Below are 19,555 nucleotides of genomic sequence, written 5' to 3'. Positions count from 1 at the left end.
CGGGAGTGAACGGGCTGTTAGGTGGAGCAGGGAATGGGGAACGGGGAATGGGGAATGAGGCGATATCGTCGCCGGAAGTCCGGCGACTTTCGGCGGACGCAAGAATCCATTCCCCATTCCCATTCCCATTCCCCATTCCCCATTCCCCATTCCCACGTCATCTCCCTCACTGCATCAGCAGGCGACCGGTGCCGCGTCCGCGCAGGATGTTCAGCACCAGCTGCGCCGGCTTGCGTTCGAAGCTGGCGCGGAAGCCCGGCAGGTCGCCGAACTCGCCGCTGCTGCTGGCGACGATGATGTCGCCCGGCCGCAGGCCGCTGTTCCAGGCACGGCTGTCGCGCACCACGTTGCCGACCTGCACGCCGCCCTGCGCACCGCGGATCATGCCGCGCAGCTGCTGCCGCGCCGATTCGTCCAGCTCCTTCAACGTGGCGCCGGTCAGGCGCGCATCGATCGTCGCGCCCTCGGCGTTGCGCACGCCTTCCTTCAACGCGACGCTGAGCTGCAGCGGCTTGCCGTCGCGGCGCACGTCCAGCGCCACCTGCGTGCCCACCGGCTGCAGGCCCTCGAAGTTGTGCAGGGCGGCGCGGTTGTCGACGCGCTGGCCGTTGGCCGACAGCACCACGTCGCCCGGCTGCAGGCCGGCGGTGGCCGCGGCCGAACCCGGATACACGCGGGTGATCAGCGCGCCGCGCGCCACGTCCAGCCCGAGGCCGCGCGCGGTGCGTTCGTCCACGTCCTGCGATTCCACGCCGAACGTGCCGCGCCGGACCACGCCGTTGTTGGCGATCAGCTGGTCCATGATGCCGCGCGCCATGTTGATCGGGATCGCGAAGCCCAGGCCGATGTTGCCGGCCATGCTGCCGCGCGGGTTGAAGCTGGCGGTGTTGATGCCGACCAGCCGGCCCTGCAGGTCGACCAGCGCGCCGCCGGAATTGCCCGGGTTGATCGAGGCGTCGGTCTGGATGAAGTTCTGGTAGCCCGCCACCGGAATGCCGCTGCGGCCCACCGCCGACACGATGCCCGAGGTCACGGTCTGGCCCAGGCCGTAGGGGTTGCCCATCGCCACGACGAAATCGCCGACCTGCAGCTGGTCGCTGTTGGCCATCGGCACCGCGGTCAGCCCCTGGGTCGGGATGCGGATCAGCGCCACGTCGGTGTCAGGGTCCGAACCGATGAACTCGGCTTCCACCTGGCGGCCGTCGTTCAACGTGACCGACACGCCGTCGGCGTTCTCCACCACGTGGTGGTTGGTCAGCACGTAGCCGCGCGCCGCATCGACGATCACGCCCGAGCCCAGCGCGCGCTCCACGCGTTCGCGCGGCATGTCGGGAATGCCCAGGATGCGGCGGAACACCGGATCGTCGCCGAACGGCCCCAGCGGGCTGGCCACGCGCACGGTCTGGCGGCTGTACACGCTGACCACCGCCGGGGTCACGCGCTTGAGCATCGGCGCCAGCGACGGCAGCACCTGGCCGTCCACGGCGGTGGGCAGGGCGGCGACGGTCGGGACCGCGGCGGCGGCGTTGGGGGCGGCCTGGGCGGGTTTCTGGAAGAGGTCGTTGAGGCCGGTGGCGGCGAAGCCGCCGAACGCGGCGGCGGCGGACAGGGCAAGCAGGGTGGGGAACGGTCGCAGCGTTTTCTTCATGGTCGGTCGGCAGCTCGTTGCGAAGGAGGGAGCGGGCCGGCGGCGCCGCCCGCGAACCTGAATGAGTCTGCTGACCGACCCCTAAACCTGCAATGAAGTTCACCGGTTGCGACCGTCCGTCGCGGTTCGCCGCGTGATGACGGACGGTGGGGTCGCTGCCATGCAAATGTCATGTCAATCCGGTTGACAGGGGGCACCCCCGGGCGTAGTTTTGCCACTTCGTGCTGACACAAGATGTTGCGGTCCAGCACGAAGCGGACCCAAGTGCTGGTGTTTTTTCGGGCAACACGCCTTGGGAAATCGGGCGCCTTTGGGGATTGGCGCATGAGGGCGAGGGAAGCAGTGGGCACCACGGCATCGGCAGGGTCCACGTCCACAAATCGGCAACCGGTGTGGCGCACGTCGTGCGGCCGCGCGCGGGGTCGTCTCCGTCGTCCGGCACCGCAATGAGTACCGGGGTGGGCCACGGCCCGCCCGCCACCACAGTCAATGACGTTCCAGTCGTTCAGGAGAACAAGACAACCATGAGTACGGTGCGCCTCGAGGCGATCAAGACGGAACAGCCCACCCTGGTCCCCATGCAGCCGGCGTCCCAGGACATCTGGGACAAGAAGTACCGCCTGAAGACCAAGCAGGGCGAGGCTCTCGACGCCGACATCGACGGCACCTACCAGCGCGTGGCCCGCGCCCTGGCCGACGCGGAAGCCACCCCCGAGAAGCGCGCCTACTGGTACGAGCGCTTCGTGTGGGCGCTGCGCCGTGGCGCCATCCCGGCCGGCCGCATCACCTCCAACGCTGGCGCCCAGCAGCACAAGCCCGCCACCAGCACCATCAACTGCACCGTGTCCGGCACCATCGAGGACTCGATGGACGGCATCCTGGACAAGGTCCACGAAGCCGGCCTGACCCTCAAGGCCGGCTGCGGCATCGGCTACGAATTCAGCACGCTGCGCCCGAAGGGCGCCTTCGTCGCCGGCGCCGGTGCGTACACCTCCGGCCCGATGTCCTTCATGGATATCTACGACAAGATGTGCTTCACCGTGTCCTCCGCCGGCGGCCGCCGCGGCGCGCAGATGGGCACGTTCGAAATCTCCCACCCCGACGTCAAGGACTTCATCCGCGCCAAGCGCGAAGACGGCCGCCTGCGCCAGTTCAACCTGTCGCTGCTGATCACCGACGGCTTCATGGAGGCCGTGGACACCGACGCCGACTGGCCGCTGGTGTTCCCGGTGAACGTCAAGGAGAAGGGCGACATCGACGTCGAGGACGCCGCCCAGGTCGTCTGGCGCGAGTGGCCCACCCACAAGAACTACATCGTCCGCGACGACGGCCTGGTGGCCTGCAAGATCTACGGCCACATCCGCGCCCGCCACCTGTGGGACATGATCATGGTCTCGACGTACGACTACGCCGAGCCGGGCTTCATCCTGATCGACCGCGTCAACGAGATGAACAACAACTGGTGGTGCGAGACCATCCGCGCGACCAACCCGTGCGGCGAGCAGCCGCTGCCGCCGTACGGCGCCTGCCTGCTGGGCTCGGTCAACCTGACCACCTTTGTGCGCGACCCCTTCACCGACCAGGCGCGCTTCGACTGGGAGGAATACAAGGAAGTCGTGCGCGTGTTCACCCGCATGCTCGACAACGTGGTCGAAGTGAACGGCCTGCCGCTGGAACAGCAGCGCCAGGAGATCCTGCGCAAGCGCCGCCACGGCATGGGCTTCCTGGGCCTGGGCAGCACGCTGACCATGCTCAAGCACAAGTACGGCAGCCCCGAGTCCTGCGAGTTCACCGAAGCCATCGCCCGTGAGATGGCCGTGGCCGGCTGGGAAATGGGCCTGGCCCTGGCGAAGGAGAAGGGCCCGGCCCCGATCATGGAGGAGCGCTTCGCCGTCACCGCCGCCATGCTGCGCCAGCGCCCCGAGATGGCGACCGACGGCTGGAAGGTCGGCCAGGAAATCCCGGGCAAGGTGCTGCACGCCAAGTACAGCCGCTACATGCAGCGTGTGGCCACGGTGGCGCCGGAACTGGTCGATGAGCTGGCCGAAGTCGGCAGCCGCTTCACCCACCACAGCTCCATCGCGCCCACCGGCACCATCAGCCTGTCGCTGGCCAACAACGCCTCCAACGGCATCGAGCCCTCGTTCGCGCACCACTACAGCCGCAACGTGATCCGCGAAGGCAAGAAGACCAAGGAAAAGGTCGACGTCTATTCCTACGAGCTGCTGGCCTACCGCGAGCTGGTCAACGGCAAGGCCATGCCGTTCTCCGACGACCCCGAGGCGAAGCTGCCGGAGTACTTCATCGCCGCCGACGACATCTCCCCCAAGGAGCACGTCGACGTGCAGGCCGCCGCGCAGAAGTGGGTGGACAGCTCCATCTCCAAGACCGCCAACGTGCCCACGGACTACCCGTACGAGCAGTTCAAGGACATCTACCGCTACGCCCACCAGCAGGGCCTGAAGGGCTGCACCACGTTCCGCTTCAACCCGGCCGCCTTCCAGGGCGTGCTGGTGAAGGAAGCCGACCTGGAGAACACCACCTACCGCTTCGAGCTGGAAGACGGCAACGTCATCGAAGTGAAGGGCAACGAGCAGATTGAGTACGACGGCGAGATGCACACCGCCGCCAACCTGTTCGATGCGTTGAAGGAAGGGTATTACGGCAAGTTCTGAGGAACGCGCTGTGCTCCTCTCCCCCATTGCAGGGGAGCGGAAAAGAAAGAGGACATCGCTTTACGCCTCTCCCCGCCTGCGGGGAGAGGATGCCCGGAGGGCAGGTGAGGGGGAGCGAGCGCAGCGAGTTGCTTTTGACTCTCAGCGAACAGCGGCCCCTCATCCGGCCTCCGGCCACCTTCTCCCCGCTCGCGGGGAGAAGGAAAGGAAAGAGCACTGGCTGTATCCCTCTCCCCTCGCGGGAGAGGGTGCCCCGAAGGGGCGGGAGAGGGGAGGCGAGCGCAGCGAGTTGCTTTTGCTCTCAGCCAACAGCGCCCCCATCCCAACCTTCCCCCGCACGCGGGGGAAGGGGCAGCTCCAGGAAGTTGAACCACCGATTCACCCGCTTCACCGTTCCACCCCGCGCCATCGGGTATAGCATCGGCAGCGTCAAACCAACCTCGCCCACAAGGAGGGCAACATGAGCAACGGTAATGGTGTCACGGCGACGCTTTCCGGCGCAGCCGAAAGCGTGAAGGAAACAGTGGCGGGGATCGGGGAAGCGGTCGCTTCCACCGCCAGCGAGACGGTCGCCAAGGCCAAGAAGGCGGCCAAGAAGGCGCGCAAGACGGTGACCGCCGACATCGCCAAGGCGAAGAAGGCCGTGGCCAAGCGCACCGACAAGGCCACCAAGGCGGTGAAGAAGACCGTCGCCAAGGCCAAGAAGAAGCTGGCCGCCGCCAGCAGCGCCGCCAAGGCCGAAGCCGCCAGCCTGCAGAAGAAGGTGACCGGCAAGAAGGCCGCCAAGAAGACGGCGAAGAAGGCTGCGAAGAAGACCACCAAGAAGGCAGCGACCAAGAAGACCGCCGCCAAGAAGGCGGTCAAGAAGGTCGCTCGCAAGGCCGCCGCCAAGAAGGCGCCGGCGAAGAAGGCGGTCAAGAAGGCAGTGAAGAAGGTCGCCCGCAAGGCGCCCGTGAAGAAGGCGGCGAAGAAGGCCGCTCCGAAGAAGGCGGCCAAGAAAGCCGTCCGCAAGGCCCCGAAGAAAGCCGCGAAAAAAGCGGCCCGTAAGTAAGACCTGATGCTTTACCCCTCCTCCCCCGGGTCCGGGGGAGGGTTGGGGTGGGGCCGGCCCGGAAGGCCAGGCGTCCACCCATCGACGACAACTTTCAGATACGAACAGGATTCCACCGTCATGGCCGTCAAGATCGACAAGAAAATCAAGGGCTACAGCGTGCTCACCCCGGAAGACAAGGCGCGCGAAGCCGCGGCGCTGATTCCGACGGCGTCGGTGCCGCGCGAGACGGTGGAAAAGGAAACCCCGCAGGACAACATCATCCAGATGCACGAGCGCATCGAGCGCCCGGAAGTCCTGATCGGCAGCACCTACAAGATCAAGTCGCCGCTGGTGGAGCACGCCATGTATGTGACCATCAACGACATCGTGTTGAACGCGGGCACCGAGCACGAGCTGCGCCGTCCGTTCGAGATCTTCGTCAACAGCAAGTCCATGGAGCATTTCCAGTGGATCGTGGCGCTGACGCGCATCATGTCGGCGGTGTTCCGCAAGGGCGGCGACGTGACGTTCCTGGTGGACGAGATGAAGGCCGTGTTCGATCCGCGCGGTGGTTACTTCAAGGCCGGTGGCGTGTACATGCCGTCGCTGGTGGCGGAGCTGGGCGCCATCGTGGAAGAGCACATGAAGTCGATCGGGCTGATCCACGATCCGGAAATGAGCGCGCACCAGCGCGCCATCCTGGCCGAGAAGCGCAAGCAGTACGAAGACCGCGCAAAAAAAAACTCTGACGTAAGCGCAGTTCCCTCTTCCCCCGCCGTCGCGGGGGAAGATGCCCGAAGGGCAGATGGGGGCAGCGCGGTCCCCGGCTCCTCCGAAGACATCGCCGTGACCGGCGATGGCGCCAGCTTCCCGCCCTCTGCGACCCTCTGCCACAAGTGCAGCACCAAGGCCCTCGTCATCATGGACGGGTGCGCGACGTGCTTGAACTGTGGGTATTCGAAGTGCGGGTGAGCACAGCTAGGAAGAATGCTCATCATCTCCTGTCCGCGCACCGAAAAGGTCAGATTCTTAGCCTATAAGGCTAGAATCTGGCTATTGGTTCTGCTTCCAGCGATCGCCGTAAAGGGTGCGGTCGCAGTGACTTAACATGCCGGGCAATGAGAATTGAATCGCTGGCTGTGCGAACCAGAGTGACTTAACGGTCAACTGCAAGCTCAGGGACTCCATCAACCTGGCGAACTAGTAGTCGCGCGCCAATCGAGTCCAGAAACCCTCGAATCTCGCGCTGCATTCGCTTGACGGTTTCGATGCTGTCCAAGGCGGGTTGAGGGTCGCCTTGATCCAGCGAATAAACCGCATTGCCCAGGATTTCAGGCAAGGATATCGAGGCTTCCTTGGCTACGGCCACTCCAAGGAGCGACTGTATTCGACGACGCGAAAGATTCAGGCGGTATGACTTCCCGCGGCGTTCGTCCTGAATCTCCATCGACAGTGATGAGGGTGAGAAGTACGGGGTCACCGCATTCAAGCGAGCGGCTCGGTCGTGGAAATCCAGCAGCGGCAGCCCTGCTGCGTCCAACTTGGCGGCAAGCGCCCTCAGTCCAGTGAGAACATGATCGTCTTCGACGAGAACCCAGCCAGTGCCGCTGGCTATGGACACGCCGAGGGCCAACTCTTCAATGTCATCCCCACGGCGCACGGCTGCAAGCCAGTTCAGCAGTTCTATCTCGTCAGCATCTAGGCCGACATGGACTTGCCGCTCTCGGCCTGCGATGCCGACGGCAAAAGGTTCCGAAGGCCTGCCTGGAATATCGATAGGATCCTTCAAGGGGGAGGCGTTGCCGATGGGAATCCTGAAGGCGTCCGGGTCGAGTGTCGGGCCGCCCTGTCGAATGGCATCGACGAAGGCCTTGGCTCCTGCCGCATTGACGCCAGCGGCTAATTCTTCGGCCGTAAACCAAGCAAAACGATCTGGATGCGTTGCCAAGCAGCGCAGCAGGGCGGTCTTGCCGGCATCCTTCAGGGCAACCTTGAAAGGCTGTATGTGATATTCGGTAGTGGAGTAGGCACTCTTCGCACCTTCCAGTGCGATGTAGTGGATGGGTTCACCCACAGAGGTCTCGGCCTCGAAAGCGTTGCCGGGAATCTCGAGTTCTTCTCGCAGTTCCCGCCTCACGGCTTGGGAGAAGGCATAGCGGGTGTGGCTGGGGTCGATCTCCGTGCTCGGATCGAAAAAGTCCAAGCACTGGGAAGCGGTCAGGTACACCAACTCCGGCAGGTCCTCGTTGGACACACGGCCGCCGGGGAACACGAACTGGCCCCGACTGCCATCTCGGTGTGGGACGGGATCCTCTCGACGCACCATCAGGAACTTCCCGTCCAGCGCGATCCAAGCCCAGGAGACCCAGACCCGGCGGATAGGCACCAGGCCGGCCGGTAGGGCTGCGCGGAGTTCCTCTGACCGCTTGATGAGCGCCCGCTGCCGCTCGACCAGGTACTCACTGGCATTCCAGAAGCCTGGTTCAAGCAGTCGGAATTCCGCCACGCCAAGGCCGCCCAGTACGCTCCGAGCCATCAAGGATGCCGGGAAGGAGGCGAAGGCCCAGACATCGCTACACAAACGGCCCTCATCAAGCACAGAGAGCGCCTGGAGCATGCGCCGAACGACGCCCAGAGCCGTCCCTGCCTCCTCGGATCCGACGCCCGTAGCGTCGATCAGGCGCTGAAGAAGCTCGGTCTCGGGAATCTCCTCCCGATCGCCACTCTCTTCGGCAATCCTGGGGAGCAGGCGGGATATGGCGGTCAGCAGGTCGGGGGTCGAGCGCATTCCCCCATTGTGGACGGGGGCAGCCACAGGCACCAAGTCAGGGAATCCGCCTCGATTCCTCCCGAAAACCCTCTAAGTCTCAGATCATGGGCGAATCGAGGGGGCAGGCCCGTTAAAGTATGGGGGTAGGCAACACAGCCGGACCCCCTTCCCGGCCCAAGCCCTTTCTCCCATATCGAACCGACTCCAGTGACCCCACCGTCCTCCGAAGCCGACGCCCGCATCCTGATCGACGACCTGCTCCGGGCGGCCGGCTGGGCGCCGGCGGACAAGTCGCAGGTGCGGACCGAGGTGCCTGTCTCGGAGACATTCCAGGTTCGCGAGGCGGGGTCTGCTGTTGGAGCCGTCCGTACTGTCGACCCAGGGGCTTTGGGATTCGCCGACTACGTCCTGCTGGACCAGCGCGGCCGACCGTTGGCAGTCATTGAAGCCAAAAAGCAGGCCATCAATCCGTATACCGCCAAGCAGCAGGCGTTGCCGTACGCGAAGAAGGTCGGTGCCCCGTTCATCTTCCTCACCAATGGCGAGCTGATCTACTTCTGGGACTACCAGAACGACGATGCCCGTCCGGTGTCCTCGCTGTACACGCGCCGCGATCTGGAGCGACTCGTTCATTTGCGCAGCGAGCGTAAGCCGCTGGCCGAAGTCGAGATCCCAGAAACCTATGTCCGTACCGGCGAGACGCGTCTGCTGCGCCCGTACCAGCAGGAGGCAATGAAGGCGCTCGACCATGCCGCCGAACTCGGCAAGCGTCGTTTCCTGATCGAACTGCCAACCGGCTGCGGCAAGACCGACCTGATTGCGCTCTATCTCAAGCGCTTGATCCAGGCCGGTCATGCCGAACGCATCCTGTTCCTGGTGGATCGTGAGCAGTTGGCCAAGCAGGCCATCGAGGCCATCCAGGACCTGCTGCCGCAGTACTCCAGCTACTGGCTCAAGCCTGGAGTGGCCCGTCAGGAAAAGCAGATCACAGTCTGCCTGCTGCAAACCATGATGGGCCGCGTGGAAGAGCTCTCGAGCGGATACTTCGACGTGGTGGTGATGGATGAGTGCCATCGCTCCATCTATGGGGCATGGCAGACCGCGCTGGCACATTTCGATGCCCTGCACATCGGCCTGACTGCTACCCCGGCCATGTACATCGAGCGCAATACCTTCCAGTTCTACCAGTGCAAGGACAGCACGCCGGACTACTCCTATCCCATCCAGGAGGCCTTCAAGCAAGGCCATCTGGTCCCGTACAAGTTCGCAACGGGCATCACCACGTTGATGAGCGAAGGTGCGGAATTCGAGGGCGCTCAGTACGACCCTGCGGAGTTCGAGCGCAAGTGGACGAACGAAGCCAGCAACAAGCTGATGATGCAGGAGTTCGACAAGCTGGCGTGGGCGAACTACAAGGAGCTCGCGCCTGGCCAGAAGGACGGTCCCGGCAAGTCGGTGGTGTTCGCCATCACCAAGCACCACGCCGCGCGGCTAGCCCAATACCTGAACGAGCTTCACCCCGAGTACAAGGGCAAGTATGCCGAGGTAATCACTTCGGATATTGCCGATGCTGATGACGCCATCCGGCGTTTCAAGCAAGACAAGCTGCCGATGGTCGCGGTCAGTGTGGGGATGCTGGACACCGGCTTTGACTGCCGTGAAGTGTTGCATCTGGTCATGTGTCGCCGGGTGCGCAGCCCAATCCTGTACCAGCAGATGCGGGGCCGTGGCACTCGCACTGCGCCGCACATTGGCAAAGAGAAGTTCGTGATCTACGACTTCTTCGGTAACCATGAGTATTTCAACGATTCGGATACGGACATCTTCACCGGTTCTGGTGGGGGCGGTTATCGCAAGCCGCAACCTCACACGGGCCCGACAGGTCGCGAACTGATCGAGCTCGGTCTGGACGACGAATGGCTGCAAGCGGTCAGTTACATCGAAGTGGGGCCGGATGGCGAACGCGTGGATAAGCGCGAGTACGTCACCGAATGGGAAAAGACCGTGCAGCAGGGCGCTGACAACGATCCAGCGCTGGTCAAGATCAAGGCCGGCGATGCGCTGACCAGTGAGGAAGAAGATGCGCTGGCGCATCGCCTCAATCAGCCGCAGCGATACTTCAACGAAGACAACCTGCGTCGTGCCTATCGCAAGCCCGGCGGAAATCTGGTGGACTTCATTCGCGAGGCGTTGGGTCTGATCAAGACCAAGTCGCGCCCGGAAATCATCGAGGAAAACTTCCGCGCCTGGCTGGTGAGCAAGAACTTCAGCCCGGAACAGGCGCAATACCTGTCCCTGCTTAAGAACCGTGGCATCTCCAGGGGCAAGGTCAGCATCGATGATCTGTTCAGCCCGCCGCTGTCCCTGCTCAATGCAGCTGGGCTGGGCATTGAGATGTTCGGCGAAACCGGGTTGGGCAACCTTATCGACGAAATCAACTCTACCGTGCTGGTCGCCTGACCGTGCGGATTAAACAACATAAGTAGAAAGTATGAATCTGGAACTGCGCCGCAAGCTCGACCGTATCACCAACACCCTTTTTGCCGGGGGCGTGAGCTATCCGGTGACCTATATCGAGCAGATTTCCTACCTGATTTTCCTAAAGTTGCTGGACGAGGAAGAGAATCGTCGCGAACAACGTTCGCGAATGGGCGCCACCGGCGGCGGTAAATCCTTATACCCGGCGCAGTCCGAACGCTATCGCTGGAGCAAGTGGCGCTTCAAGAGCGGCACCGATCTGCACGACTTCATCCGTGATGAAGTGTTTCCGTACATGGCTTCACTGGCGAAGGATGCACCGGAAGTGGCCGAATACTTCCGCGACGCCAAGCTAGAAATCAGCGACGCCAATGTGCTGAAGGAAGTCGTTGACGAGCTGGATTCGGTCAATTTTACTGAGCTTGGCCCGGACGTGAAGGGCGACATTTACGAATACCTGCTCACCTACCTGAGCAAGATCAATGCGCAGGATTTGGGTCAGTTCCGCACACCACGCCAAATTCGTTCCTTCATGGTCGAGATGATCGACCCAGATGCGGGCGACACGATCTTCGACCCGGCCTGCGGTACGGCGGGCTTCCTGATCGATGCGGTGGATTACATGCTGGCCAAGTACTCCAGCGCGGAACACCTCAGCGAATACCCCATTTATGGCGAGGACTGGCTAGAGAAAAAGGGCAAGGCGCTTTCCCAACTGAAGGTGGAAATCCCGAATCTCCAGACTTACCGCAAGGGGTATGGTGACAAGTTGCCGGTGGAATGGGATGTGCTTGAAGCCTCCATATTCGGTACCGACGTATCGCGACAGATGGTGCGCATCGCCATGATGAATCTGGTGTTGCATGGCATTAGCAAGGCCAAGCTGAAGCGCGCAAATTCGCTCTCCGACATGGGCGGCTTGAGCGAGGACGACTTGCGCCGCAAGTACAAGGTAATCCTGGCCAATCCGCCATTTGCGGGGCAACTGCCGAAGGATTCGATCCGCAGCGATCTTCCGACCAACAGCAAGAAGAGCGAACTGCTGTTCCTCAGTCTGATGATGCAACACCTCGCGCCGGGTGGCCGTTGCGCGGTGGTGGTGCCGGAAGGCTTGCTGTTCGGCAGCACGGGGGCATATGTGGAACTGCGCAAGCGTCTGGTGGAGGATTTCGACCTTCTGGCCGTGGTCAGTCTGCCGGCGGGCGTGTTCAAACCTTATGCAGGCGTCAAGACCGCGGTACTGGTCTTCCGCAAGCCGTTGGCGGACAACGCCATGCGTTTGGGTAAGGTGTGGTTCTACGAAATTCGAAACGACGGTTTCGATCCGGACAAGATTGCCGGCGGCGGCCGCGTGGAAACGCCAGACAAGAACGACATCCCGGATTTGCTGGAGACATGGAAGGCGTACAAGGCCAGTGGCTTTGTATCAGCTCCTGGCGTGGAAGCGGGTAGTTTGCTGGAAGCTGGCAGCGAGGAGCCGAGCAGTTGGTGGGTGACCACGGAACGCCTGGCAGAAGGCGGATACAACCTGGGTGCTGGACAGTGGAAGCCGCGCGTTGCCGAGACGGCATCTGATGAGGACCCGGTTGAACTTATCAGTGAAGTGCTGGCGGATTACCAGAAGGTTGTGGCTGGGCTTGAGAAGCTGAAAGCGGAGCTGGCGGAATGACATGGCCGCTCGTCGCGCTTGAGAAGGTTGCAGATGTCGTTGGCGGCAGCACGCCGAGCCGTGGCGAGCCGCGTTACTGGGGGCCGGGTCATTTCTGGGTAACGCCGACTGATTTGCCTATGCCTGGAAATGGAATTCTTGATCTTGAGCGCACAGAAGAAACCATCACTGACGAAGGCTTGGGGTCGATTTCCGCCAATGTCCTGCCGGTGGGTGCGGTGCTGTATTCGACGCGCGCGACGATCGGAAAGCTAGCCATTGCGAATGTACCGGTGGTGACAAATCAGGGCTTCAACAATCTGATTGCTGGGCCGGAAATCTACAACCGCTATCTCGCGTACGCGTTGCAGTTTTTCACGCCTGATATCAGCCGACTTGCTGGCTCTACCACGTTCAAAGAGGTTTCACGCTCATCCTTGCGCGGTTTCAAAATTCCGGTGCCGCCAGTCAAAGAGCAACGCCGCATCGTCGATCTGCTCGTCCAGGCCGATGCCCTGCGTCGTCTGCGCCGCGAAGCCGATGCCAAGGCCGCTCGCATCCTGCCAGCGTTGTTCCTGAAAATGTTCGGCGACCCTGCGACGAATCCGATGGAGTGGGATGCGAAGCCGCTGGGTGATCTTCTGGAAGATGCAGAAGTATTTACCGATGGTGATTGGGTTGAATCAAAAGATCAGGACCCCGATGGTGACGTTCGTTTGGTTCAGCTGGCGGATGTTGGAGATGGCCGCTATGTCAACAAGTCGGCGCGGTTTCTCACTAGGGAAACGGCGTTACGTTTGCGCTGCACGTTTCTCAAATCCGGCGACATTCTGTTGGCACGTATGCCTGACCCGCTTGGTCGCGCATGTATTTTCCCAGGCGACGCGAAAGAGTGCGTCACAGTTGTTGACGTTTGTGTAATTCGCCCACATGCCGGTGGGCCTGACCCTATATGGCTCATGCACTGCATCAACTCTGCAGGTTTCCGAGGATTGATTGCGCAACAACAAACTGGGACAACCAGGGCGCGCATATCGAGAGGAAACTTGTCACGTCTTCCGATTATTTCCCCGCCCATTGCTCTTCAGCGTGAGTTTTCACGACTTGCTCAACAAGCGGGGCAAGCTTTGGAGATTAGCTCGCGGGCGGAGAATGTGGAGCTGGTTTTCAGTGCTCTGCTGCAAAAAGCTTTCAACGGTGAGCTTACAGCGAGATGGCGCCAGGCACACATGCAAGAACTGTTGCGTGAGATGCAGGGGCAGGCCAAGGCATTGAGCCTTCCCATGCCCAAGGAGATCGTCGCATGAGCCGTCGCCTGAAAGCCTTGCGTGTGGGTAATTTCAAGGCCTTTGCCGACGCCCAGACTATTCCTGTCAAGCCAATCACTCTGGTGTTTGGGCCCAACAGCGCTGGCAAGAGTAGCTTCATCCACAGCCTCGCATTGGCCCACGAGGCTGAGTTCGGGCGCAAGAAGCCAGGGCGTGCACGCCTGGATGTGCGCCATACAGAAGTTGGCGGGAGTGCCATTGACCTGGGCGGGTACCGTCAGTTCGTCCACCGTGGCCAACTTGATAAGGGTGTTGAGTGGGGTGCGGTGTTGAACGTTGCTGAGTTGGGTGACGTGCTTCGCTATCAACAGCTTAAGCAGTTGCTGTCTGGCGTCAATGAAGTCGCGCTGATTGTCACTCTTGGGATGGAGCGCGATAACGAAGGAAGACCGCTTAAGGGTGCGGAGCCGCACATCAGCACGATGGAGGTTCTTGCTGACGACGTTGAACTGCTGCGCATGAGCCGTCGACCTGCTGATGTAGATTCCGAAAGATTCAGAGCGGACCTATGGCGAGACATCGGCGCGGATCTGCCGCAGACCGTAAATAGGGTTCTGGCAATGGCTTCGGAGGCGGGAATCACTCGTCAAGAAGTAGCTGCGATAGTCAAGGGCGAGGCAAAGAAGCGCGAAGGTGAGGTCGGGGAAAGAGCGCTCCAGATCCTACGTATCGATCGATTGAATAGTGACCACGGGGTACTTAGTCAGGTCATTGACGCCATTGTTGAGACCAATACGTTTGCGCTGAGCGAGCGGAAACGAGAGGTCAATGAGGCGCTTGGTGCTCTATTGTCCCGCATCGAGGTTCAGGTAGATCACTTTCTGCCGTCGAGCGTGGTGATCTCGGAAGCGGGTTCATCGGTAGAGAGTGAAGTCAGCAAGGCCTTAGCCTTCTGGCTGCCGAAAACTCTGAATGATCTTGTTAAAGGGATTGCAGATGTATTTTCCTGGGAACTGAATCAGCTTCAGTACCTGGGGCCACTTCGCTCATTTCCAGCGAGGCACCTAGCGCATTCGGAGCATGAGGACAGCAACTGGTACGCCGGTGGTGGCTACGCATGGGACGTGGTGCGCCGGAATAGTGATGTGCGAAACGCGGTAAACGCCTGGTTAGGGTCGGACAAGCTCAAGACGCCGTACGAGCTTCGAATAAAGGAGCTTGTGAGCCTGGAACAGATTCGTGACATTCAAGTCGAGGCGAGTGACTCGTGGGAGTTCGGAGGAGAAGAGGTCGAGGGTGAGTCAATCGAGTCGGCGATCAAGAACGATTTCGAGAGCTACAGCGACCTATTGATAGACAACGCTCTCAACGATGGGCGCATTGATCGTGTCAATGAGCTCGTGTTGATGGATATGCGGAGCAGGACCGCGGTCACCCACCGGGACGTTGGTATTGGTATTTCCCAAGTGCTTCCTGTTCTGGTGATGGCTTACGCTTCCCGGGGGAAGCTGTTGGCGATGGAGCAACCTGAGATCCACTTGCATCCTTCTTTGCAGGCCGAGCTCGGTGACGTCTTCATCGAGTCTGCTCTTGGTGAGCGGCGAAACACCTTCATCCTCGAAACGCACAGTGAGCATCTGATTCTTCGATTGCTACGCCGTATGCGCGAAGGAAAGTTGTCAGCCGACGATATTTCTGTGCTCTATGTCCAGCCTGCAGGCGCTGGCAGCCAGGTGCTACAGATCCGCGTGGACGAGGATGGTGATTTCATTGATCGGTGGCCGGGCGGGTTCTTTGAGGAATCATTCCAGGAGCGCGAGGCGGGGCGTTGACCGATGCTGGTTCCCTTTGCCATCGAAGCCGAGGCCATCGCCGGAGAAGCTCATTGGACGCCTCGCGAACTGCGCGGACACCATGATGCCTTGCTCCGGGCTTGGAAACGCATAGGTTTGTTCGTGTTCGACGGCGAACATCTGAGCAATTCCAAGTTACGGCAGGCCATTGATGACATTGGTGAAGGTAGTGTCTTGCGCGGGCGCTGGAATGACTTCGTGCAACGTGTGCCAGCCGTTGCCGGCGGGCAGCTATGGAGAGGCGACTTGGATGCAACAACCTTGGGCGGACTGTCTAAGGTGGCGAAGATTTGTTTTGCGCGTAACGCCCAAGTTGAAACTCTGGAGGCCGAGGCACAAGCCTTGAAACTGGAATTGATCACTCTCGCGAGTACCGGCGCCTGCGACGGGTTTACGGCAGGCGAACAGGCAGCGGCACTGCATATCCGGAAAGGTGACGGTGCGCGAGAAGTCTGGGAACAAAGGTTTGCACCGATCGCTGCCGCCTCCACAGACAGGTTGAAGCGGGTTTCAATCGTCGATCCTTACGCGGTAACGCGTCATGTAATCGAGCGGAAGGAAGAACTGACACGCTTCCTGACCTATCTTTCGGCCTCGTCAGTGAAGGCCAAGCATGTCAGCGTGTATGCGCTATCGCCGTTCCGAGATAACCGACCCATTCCTCACGGCGAAATCATCGCTGATCTGCTGCGCCTGCGCGACAACGATGCCTTGCCGCGAATAGCTTCACTGACGGTCTATCTCGCCGGCGGACAACGTATCAATCGGGATCGCTTCGTGATGTTTGGCGACCACTACGTGTGGGACCTGGGACATGGTCTTGAGCCGTTCGAGGCCGACATTGTGACGCGCGACTGCGCGGTCTCGCTGAAAACCTGGGACGCGGCAAAGTCCTATGCCGACATCATTGACAGCATGACTGCAGACGTTCGCGCCATCCATATCTGGGGGCCGTGACCCCGGCACTCCGCCTCAATTCCTCCCGCCCTATGGCCGGGGGCGAGCAATATTTCCCAACGACGAAGCCGACCCGTCTCAATTCCTGAGAAGGGCATCTGGTAATCGTGACTAAGCGCCTTTGTGCCGGTGAAACGGGCTCAGGTCGAGTACAGGAATACGGGAAATATCCATGCCGTCAAAGTCCCCAGTAAGCACTAAGCAAGCTACGCCCCGCGTCAGGAAGAAGCGGCACGATGTGCCAGAACGCGTGAAACTGCTGGTCTGGATTCGCGCCGCCGGCCATTGTGAGCAATGCGGCGCCGATTTGACGGTGGACTTGCGCAGCGGGCGCGCCGTGAAGCTGGGCGATGTCGCACATATCGCTCCAGCCAGCCCGGATGGGCCGCGTGCATTCGAAGACTACACCCCGGAAGAGGCTGAACGGCTCAGTAGCGATCCGGACAACCTGCTACTGCTGTGCCCTGGTGATCACAGGCGCACCGACCGCTCGCCGGATGCTTATCCCATTTCGGACCTCCAGCAGCACCATCTTTCCCACATCGCCCAGATTCGACATGCGGCGCAAAGAGGGGAAACCCAGCGGGCCCAAGGATTGATCATCTTGGGACGGCACTGGGCGACCGAAAACGTGATCCGGCCGCGGGATCTGCAGGAGGCGATGCTTGCCGAGGGGCTGTGGGCCGAAGCTGACCCGGTTGTCCATGTGCTTCCGGAGCCCGGTAGAAATGGCCGAGACGAGCTGTATTGGCAGACCGTCGAGCGCTCCGTCGACGAGCAGTTGGAGGATCGACTCGCCAAGCGGACTAGCAGGCATGGAGATCCCCTCAACCTGTGCGTTGCAGGCGTAGCCGACATCCCCAGCCTGATCCGTGTGGGACGCCAGTTGGGAGACCGTAGTAACCGGTTCCTGTACTCCCGCGACCGCCAATACATCCTGCAATGGCCCAACCCGCTCGCGCCGCCGCCGGAGTTCCTCTATACGCCACCAGGCGATGGGGAAGGCCCGATCGCTCTCGTACTGTCACTGTCGGCTGAGGTTCCGCAACGAGACGTCCTGGCTGCACTTCCCGCCCAGCGGATCGCGACGTTCACGACCCCGCAGCCACGTTATGACTTGCTCCAGAGTCGTGCCGCAATTCATGCCTTTCGCAAGGAATTGCAGGTCCGGCTCAGCCAGCTGGAAGCGGAGTCCGACCAGCCAATTCACGTGTTTGCCGCAATCCCCGCTGCGCTTGCGATCGAGTTCGGAGCGCTGCTGTCGACCCAGCACGCCCACCGGTACGTGATCTACGACCGCGAAGGCGAAACCAATGCATTCGTCGCGGTGATGGAACTCGGGCCGCGCCGAGCATCGACCATCAACCAAGCCGCTTGATCAAGGACATATCGATGACAGCTGATGCTGACCAACGCCTCCTTGCCCTCTGGCAGGAAGTCGACCTGCCAGAACGGGCTTATGAATTGGCTCTCCGCCGCTACGAGGATCTCGGCGAGTGGCTCGCAAGACCACAGTCGAGGCTGGTGGCCTACGACACGCACGTTTTCGTCCAGGGCTCCTTCGCTTTCGGGACCCCGATCCGGCCGGTGATCGAGGGGGAGGAGTTCGACCTCGACTTCTCGTGCAAGCTCCGGTCTAGGATCAGCCAGCAGACGCATACGCAGAGTCAGCTGAAGAAGCTGGTCGGTGACGAACTGGCTGACTACCGCACTGCTCGCGGTATCCAGAAGCCGCTGACGGAAAAGAACCGCTGCTGGCGCTTGAGTTACAAGGACGAGTTGCCGTTCCACATGGACGTCGTGCCTGGAATCCGGGCCGACGATGCTCGTCGACGCGTGTTGATCGAAGCAATGCAAGTGACGGGCATCGATGCTCAGCTGGCACAGGAAGTCGCTCGGCGTGCCCTGTGGATCACGGACATGCAGCACAAGGACTACGCCCAGATCTCGGATGACTGGCCGTCGAGCAATCCGGGTGGCTACCAGCTCTGGTTCCTTTCCCGCATGCACGGGGGCGTCAGGAGGTATCTGGCAGAAGCGCAGGTCGATCCTGCGCCGGTGTACCGCAGCAAGACTCCGCTGCAGCAGGTCGTGCAACTGCTCAAACGGCACAGGGATGTCATGTTCCAGGATGACTCCGATCGCAAGCCGGTATCGATCATCCTGACCACTGTCGCGGGTGGCGCATACATCGCAGGCGAATCGCTTTCCCAGACGATGCGTCGCGTTTTGCAGGCGCTGGATGCGGTCCGCCGCTCGAACATGGACTTCATACCCAATCCGGTCAACCCGGCAGAAAACTTCGCTGACCGGTGGACGCGCCCGGATTGCATCCACCTGCAACTCAAGACGAACTTTCACCGTTGGATCGGTGAGGCCATGCGGGATTTCGGGAAAATCCTCGACGGCACGGATCCTCGCCAGGTCGTCGAATCCTCCGAAGATGCGCTCAAGTTAACCCTATCGGAAGCGGTTCGCCGGCGCTTTGGGGTTATCGCCGGCGCCCCGGCGATCGTGCGCAGTGTGCAGCTCCAAGGGGAACCGACCAGGCCTTGGGCGGATCAGTAACGCATGCGTTTCACCGAGGATTCCATCAAAGAGCTACTCGGATCCTGGTCCAGGCTGCGGCGGTCACCCGCGAGGGAGCCCGGTCTTGTCTCTGTCCAAGGAATTCTGGCGTTCGAGCTGGAGCCGAAAGGTCTGCCCAAGATCGACGATGCCTATCGGGTTCGAATCGATATCCGGGTTGATAGCGATGACGAATTGCCGGAGGTATTCGAGCTTGATGGGCGGATACCGAGAGAGGTAGACGAGCACGTAAACCCAGATGGTGATTTTTGTCTAGGGTCGCCTCTGGCTGTGCGGCTAAAGCTTGGCCGACGGTCCAGCCTGACCGATTTCGTCGACCAATGTGTTGTTCCATTCCTCTACGCTGCGTCGTGGCGTAGGCAGGGAGGCGTTGGATGGCCATTCAACGAACTTCCGCACTACAGCCCGGGTCTTCTGGAAGACTATCAGCGGTTCCTTCACGTGAGTACACCCGTCAGCACTAGGCTTGCGTTGGCTGCTCTGTGTGTCCGCCCACGCGTTGCAAACAAGCTTCCATGTCCATGTGGTTGCCGGCAACGCCTCGGCAGGTGTTCGTATCGATGGCACTTGGCTAGTTTGCGTCCTCTCGCTACGCGTCCATATTTTCGCCGTATCGTTGCAGACTTCGACCAACGA

12 protein-coding genes are annotated in these 19,555 nt (G+C 61.2%); 10 read left to right on the top strand and 2 right to left on the bottom strand.

All coding sequences use genetic code 11. The features are described from left to right. Nucleotides 1–166: 166 nt before the first annotated feature. Nucleotides 167–1,636: a Do family serine endopeptidase gene (locus tag ACGHX3_RS16930; RefSeq protein WP_394697323.1), complete on the bottom strand. Its 1,470-nt coding sequence runs from the start codon at nucleotides 1,634–1,636 to the stop codon at nucleotides 167–169. Nucleotides 1,637–2,172: 536 nt separating this feature from the next. Here ACGHX3_RS16930 and ACGHX3_RS16925 point away from each other — a divergent pair. The 3 genes from ACGHX3_RS16925 to ACGHX3_RS16915 all read left to right on the top strand — a co-directional run bounded on the left by ACGHX3_RS16925 (nucleotide 2,173) and on the right by ACGHX3_RS16915 (nucleotide 6,328). Further along, nucleotides 2,173–4,323, top strand: coding sequence for an adenosylcobalamin-dependent ribonucleoside-diphosphate reductase (locus ACGHX3_RS16925; protein ID WP_394695678.1), 2,151 nt, complete (start codon nucleotides 2,173–2,175; stop codon nucleotides 4,321–4,323). A gap of 460 nt (nucleotides 4,324–4,783) precedes the next feature. Beyond that, nucleotides 4,784–5,374 carry a hypothetical protein gene (locus ACGHX3_RS16920; RefSeq protein WP_394695677.1) on the top strand — a complete coding sequence of 197 codons (591 nt, stop codon included), beginning with the start codon at nucleotides 4,784–4,786 and terminating at the stop codon, nucleotides 5,372–5,374. 120 nt (nucleotides 5,375–5,494) lie between these two features. Further along, nucleotides 5,495–6,328: an NrdJb gene (locus ACGHX3_RS16915; protein WP_394695676.1), complete on the top strand. Its 834-nt coding sequence runs from the start codon at nucleotides 5,495–5,497 to the stop codon at nucleotides 6,326–6,328. Nucleotides 6,329–6,512: 184 nt separating this feature from the next. On the opposite strand, the gene ACGHX3_RS16910 is transcribed toward ACGHX3_RS16915, so the two are convergent. Then, nucleotides 6,513–8,144, bottom strand: a complete 1,632-nt coding sequence (locus tag ACGHX3_RS16910) for a hypothetical protein (RefSeq protein WP_394695675.1) — start codon at nucleotides 8,142–8,144, stop codon at nucleotides 6,513–6,515. Between the two features lie 189 nt (nucleotides 8,145–8,333). On the opposite strand from ACGHX3_RS16910, the gene ACGHX3_RS16905 reads away from it, so the two are divergent. The 7 genes from ACGHX3_RS16905 to ACGHX3_RS16875 all read left to right on the top strand — a co-directional run bounded on the left by ACGHX3_RS16905 (nucleotide 8,334) and on the right by ACGHX3_RS16875 (nucleotide 18,898). Then, entirely contained in the window at nucleotides 8,334–10,586 is a 2,253-nt protein-coding gene (locus ACGHX3_RS16905) for a DEAD/DEAH box helicase family protein (RefSeq protein WP_394695674.1), read from the top strand. A 31-nt stretch (nucleotides 10,587–10,617) separates the two neighbouring features. Continuing rightward, the gene (locus ACGHX3_RS16900; protein WP_394695673.1) at nucleotides 10,618–12,273 is read left to right on the top strand and encodes an N-6 DNA methylase; all 1,656 of its coding nucleotides are present in this window, start codon (nucleotides 10,618–10,620) and stop codon (nucleotides 12,271–12,273) included. Beyond that, nucleotides 12,270–13,559 carry a restriction endonuclease subunit S gene (locus ACGHX3_RS16895; protein ID WP_394695672.1) on the top strand — a complete coding sequence of 430 codons (1,290 nt, stop codon included), beginning with the start codon at nucleotides 12,270–12,272 and terminating at the stop codon, nucleotides 13,557–13,559. The genes ACGHX3_RS16900 and ACGHX3_RS16895 overlap by 4 nt, the downstream gene beginning before the upstream one ends. Then, nucleotides 13,556–15,352: a DUF3696 domain-containing protein gene (locus ACGHX3_RS16890; protein ID WP_394695671.1), complete on the top strand. Its 1,797-nt coding sequence runs from the start codon at nucleotides 13,556–13,558 to the stop codon at nucleotides 15,350–15,352. Before ACGHX3_RS16895 ends, ACGHX3_RS16890 begins: the two co-directional genes overlap by 4 nt. 3 nt (nucleotides 15,353–15,355) lie before the next feature. After that, a complete protein-coding gene (locus tag ACGHX3_RS16885; RefSeq protein WP_394695670.1) occupies nucleotides 15,356–16,330 on the top strand; it encodes a hypothetical protein in 975 nt (324 codons plus the stop codon). A 250-nt stretch (nucleotides 16,331–16,580) separates the two neighbouring features. Continuing rightward, nucleotides 16,581–17,708: an SAVED domain-containing protein gene (locus ACGHX3_RS16880; RefSeq protein ID WP_394695669.1), complete on the top strand. Its 1,128-nt coding sequence runs from the start codon at nucleotides 16,581–16,583 to the stop codon at nucleotides 17,706–17,708. Between the two features lie 14 nt (nucleotides 17,709–17,722). Further along, entirely contained in the window at nucleotides 17,723–18,898 is a 1,176-nt protein-coding gene (locus ACGHX3_RS16875) for a nucleotidyltransferase (RefSeq protein ID WP_394695668.1), read from the top strand. Nucleotides 18,899–19,555: the final 657 nt, after the last annotated feature.

Origin of the sequence: Pseudoxanthomonas japonensis (genome assembly GCF_043632995.1) — a bacterium.
GTDB classification, from domain to species: domain Bacteria; phylum Pseudomonadota; class Gammaproteobacteria; order Xanthomonadales; family Xanthomonadaceae; genus Pseudoxanthomonas_A; species Pseudoxanthomonas_A japonensis.
The sequence above is the reverse complement of the archived record's forward strand: the minus strand, read 5'-3'. Positions and strand labels throughout refer to the sequence as shown.

Bases quoted from the DNA above. Each gene is read 5' to 3' on its own strand.
- ACGHX3_RS16925 (WP_394695678.1), top strand. From the start codon at position 2,173: ATGAGTACGGTGCGCCTCGAGGCGATCAAGACGGAACAGCCCACCCTG.
- ACGHX3_RS16920 (WP_394695677.1), top strand. From the start codon at position 4,784: ATGAGCAACGGTAATGGTGTCACGGCGACGCTTTCCGGCGCAGCCGAA.
- ACGHX3_RS16915 (WP_394695676.1), top strand. From the start codon at position 5,495: ATGGCCGTCAAGATCGACAAGAAAATCAAGGGCTACAGCGTGCTCACC.
- ACGHX3_RS16910 (WP_394695675.1), bottom strand. From the start codon at position 8,144: ATGCGCTCGACCCCCGACCTGCTGACCGCCATATCCCGCCTGCTCCCC.
- ACGHX3_RS16900 (WP_394695673.1), top strand. From the start codon at position 10,618: ATGAATCTGGAACTGCGCCGCAAGCTCGACCGTATCACCAACACCCTT.
- ACGHX3_RS16895 (WP_394695672.1), top strand. From the start codon at position 12,270: ATGACATGGCCGCTCGTCGCGCTTGAGAAGGTTGCAGATGTCGTTGGC.
- ACGHX3_RS16890 (WP_394695671.1), top strand. From the start codon at position 13,556: ATGAGCCGTCGCCTGAAAGCCTTGCGTGTGGGTAATTTCAAGGCCTTT.
- ACGHX3_RS16885 (WP_394695670.1), top strand. From the start codon at position 15,356: ATGCTGGTTCCCTTTGCCATCGAAGCCGAGGCCATCGCCGGAGAAGCT.
- ACGHX3_RS16875 (WP_394695668.1), top strand. From the start codon at position 17,723: ATGACAGCTGATGCTGACCAACGCCTCCTTGCCCTCTGGCAGGAAGTC.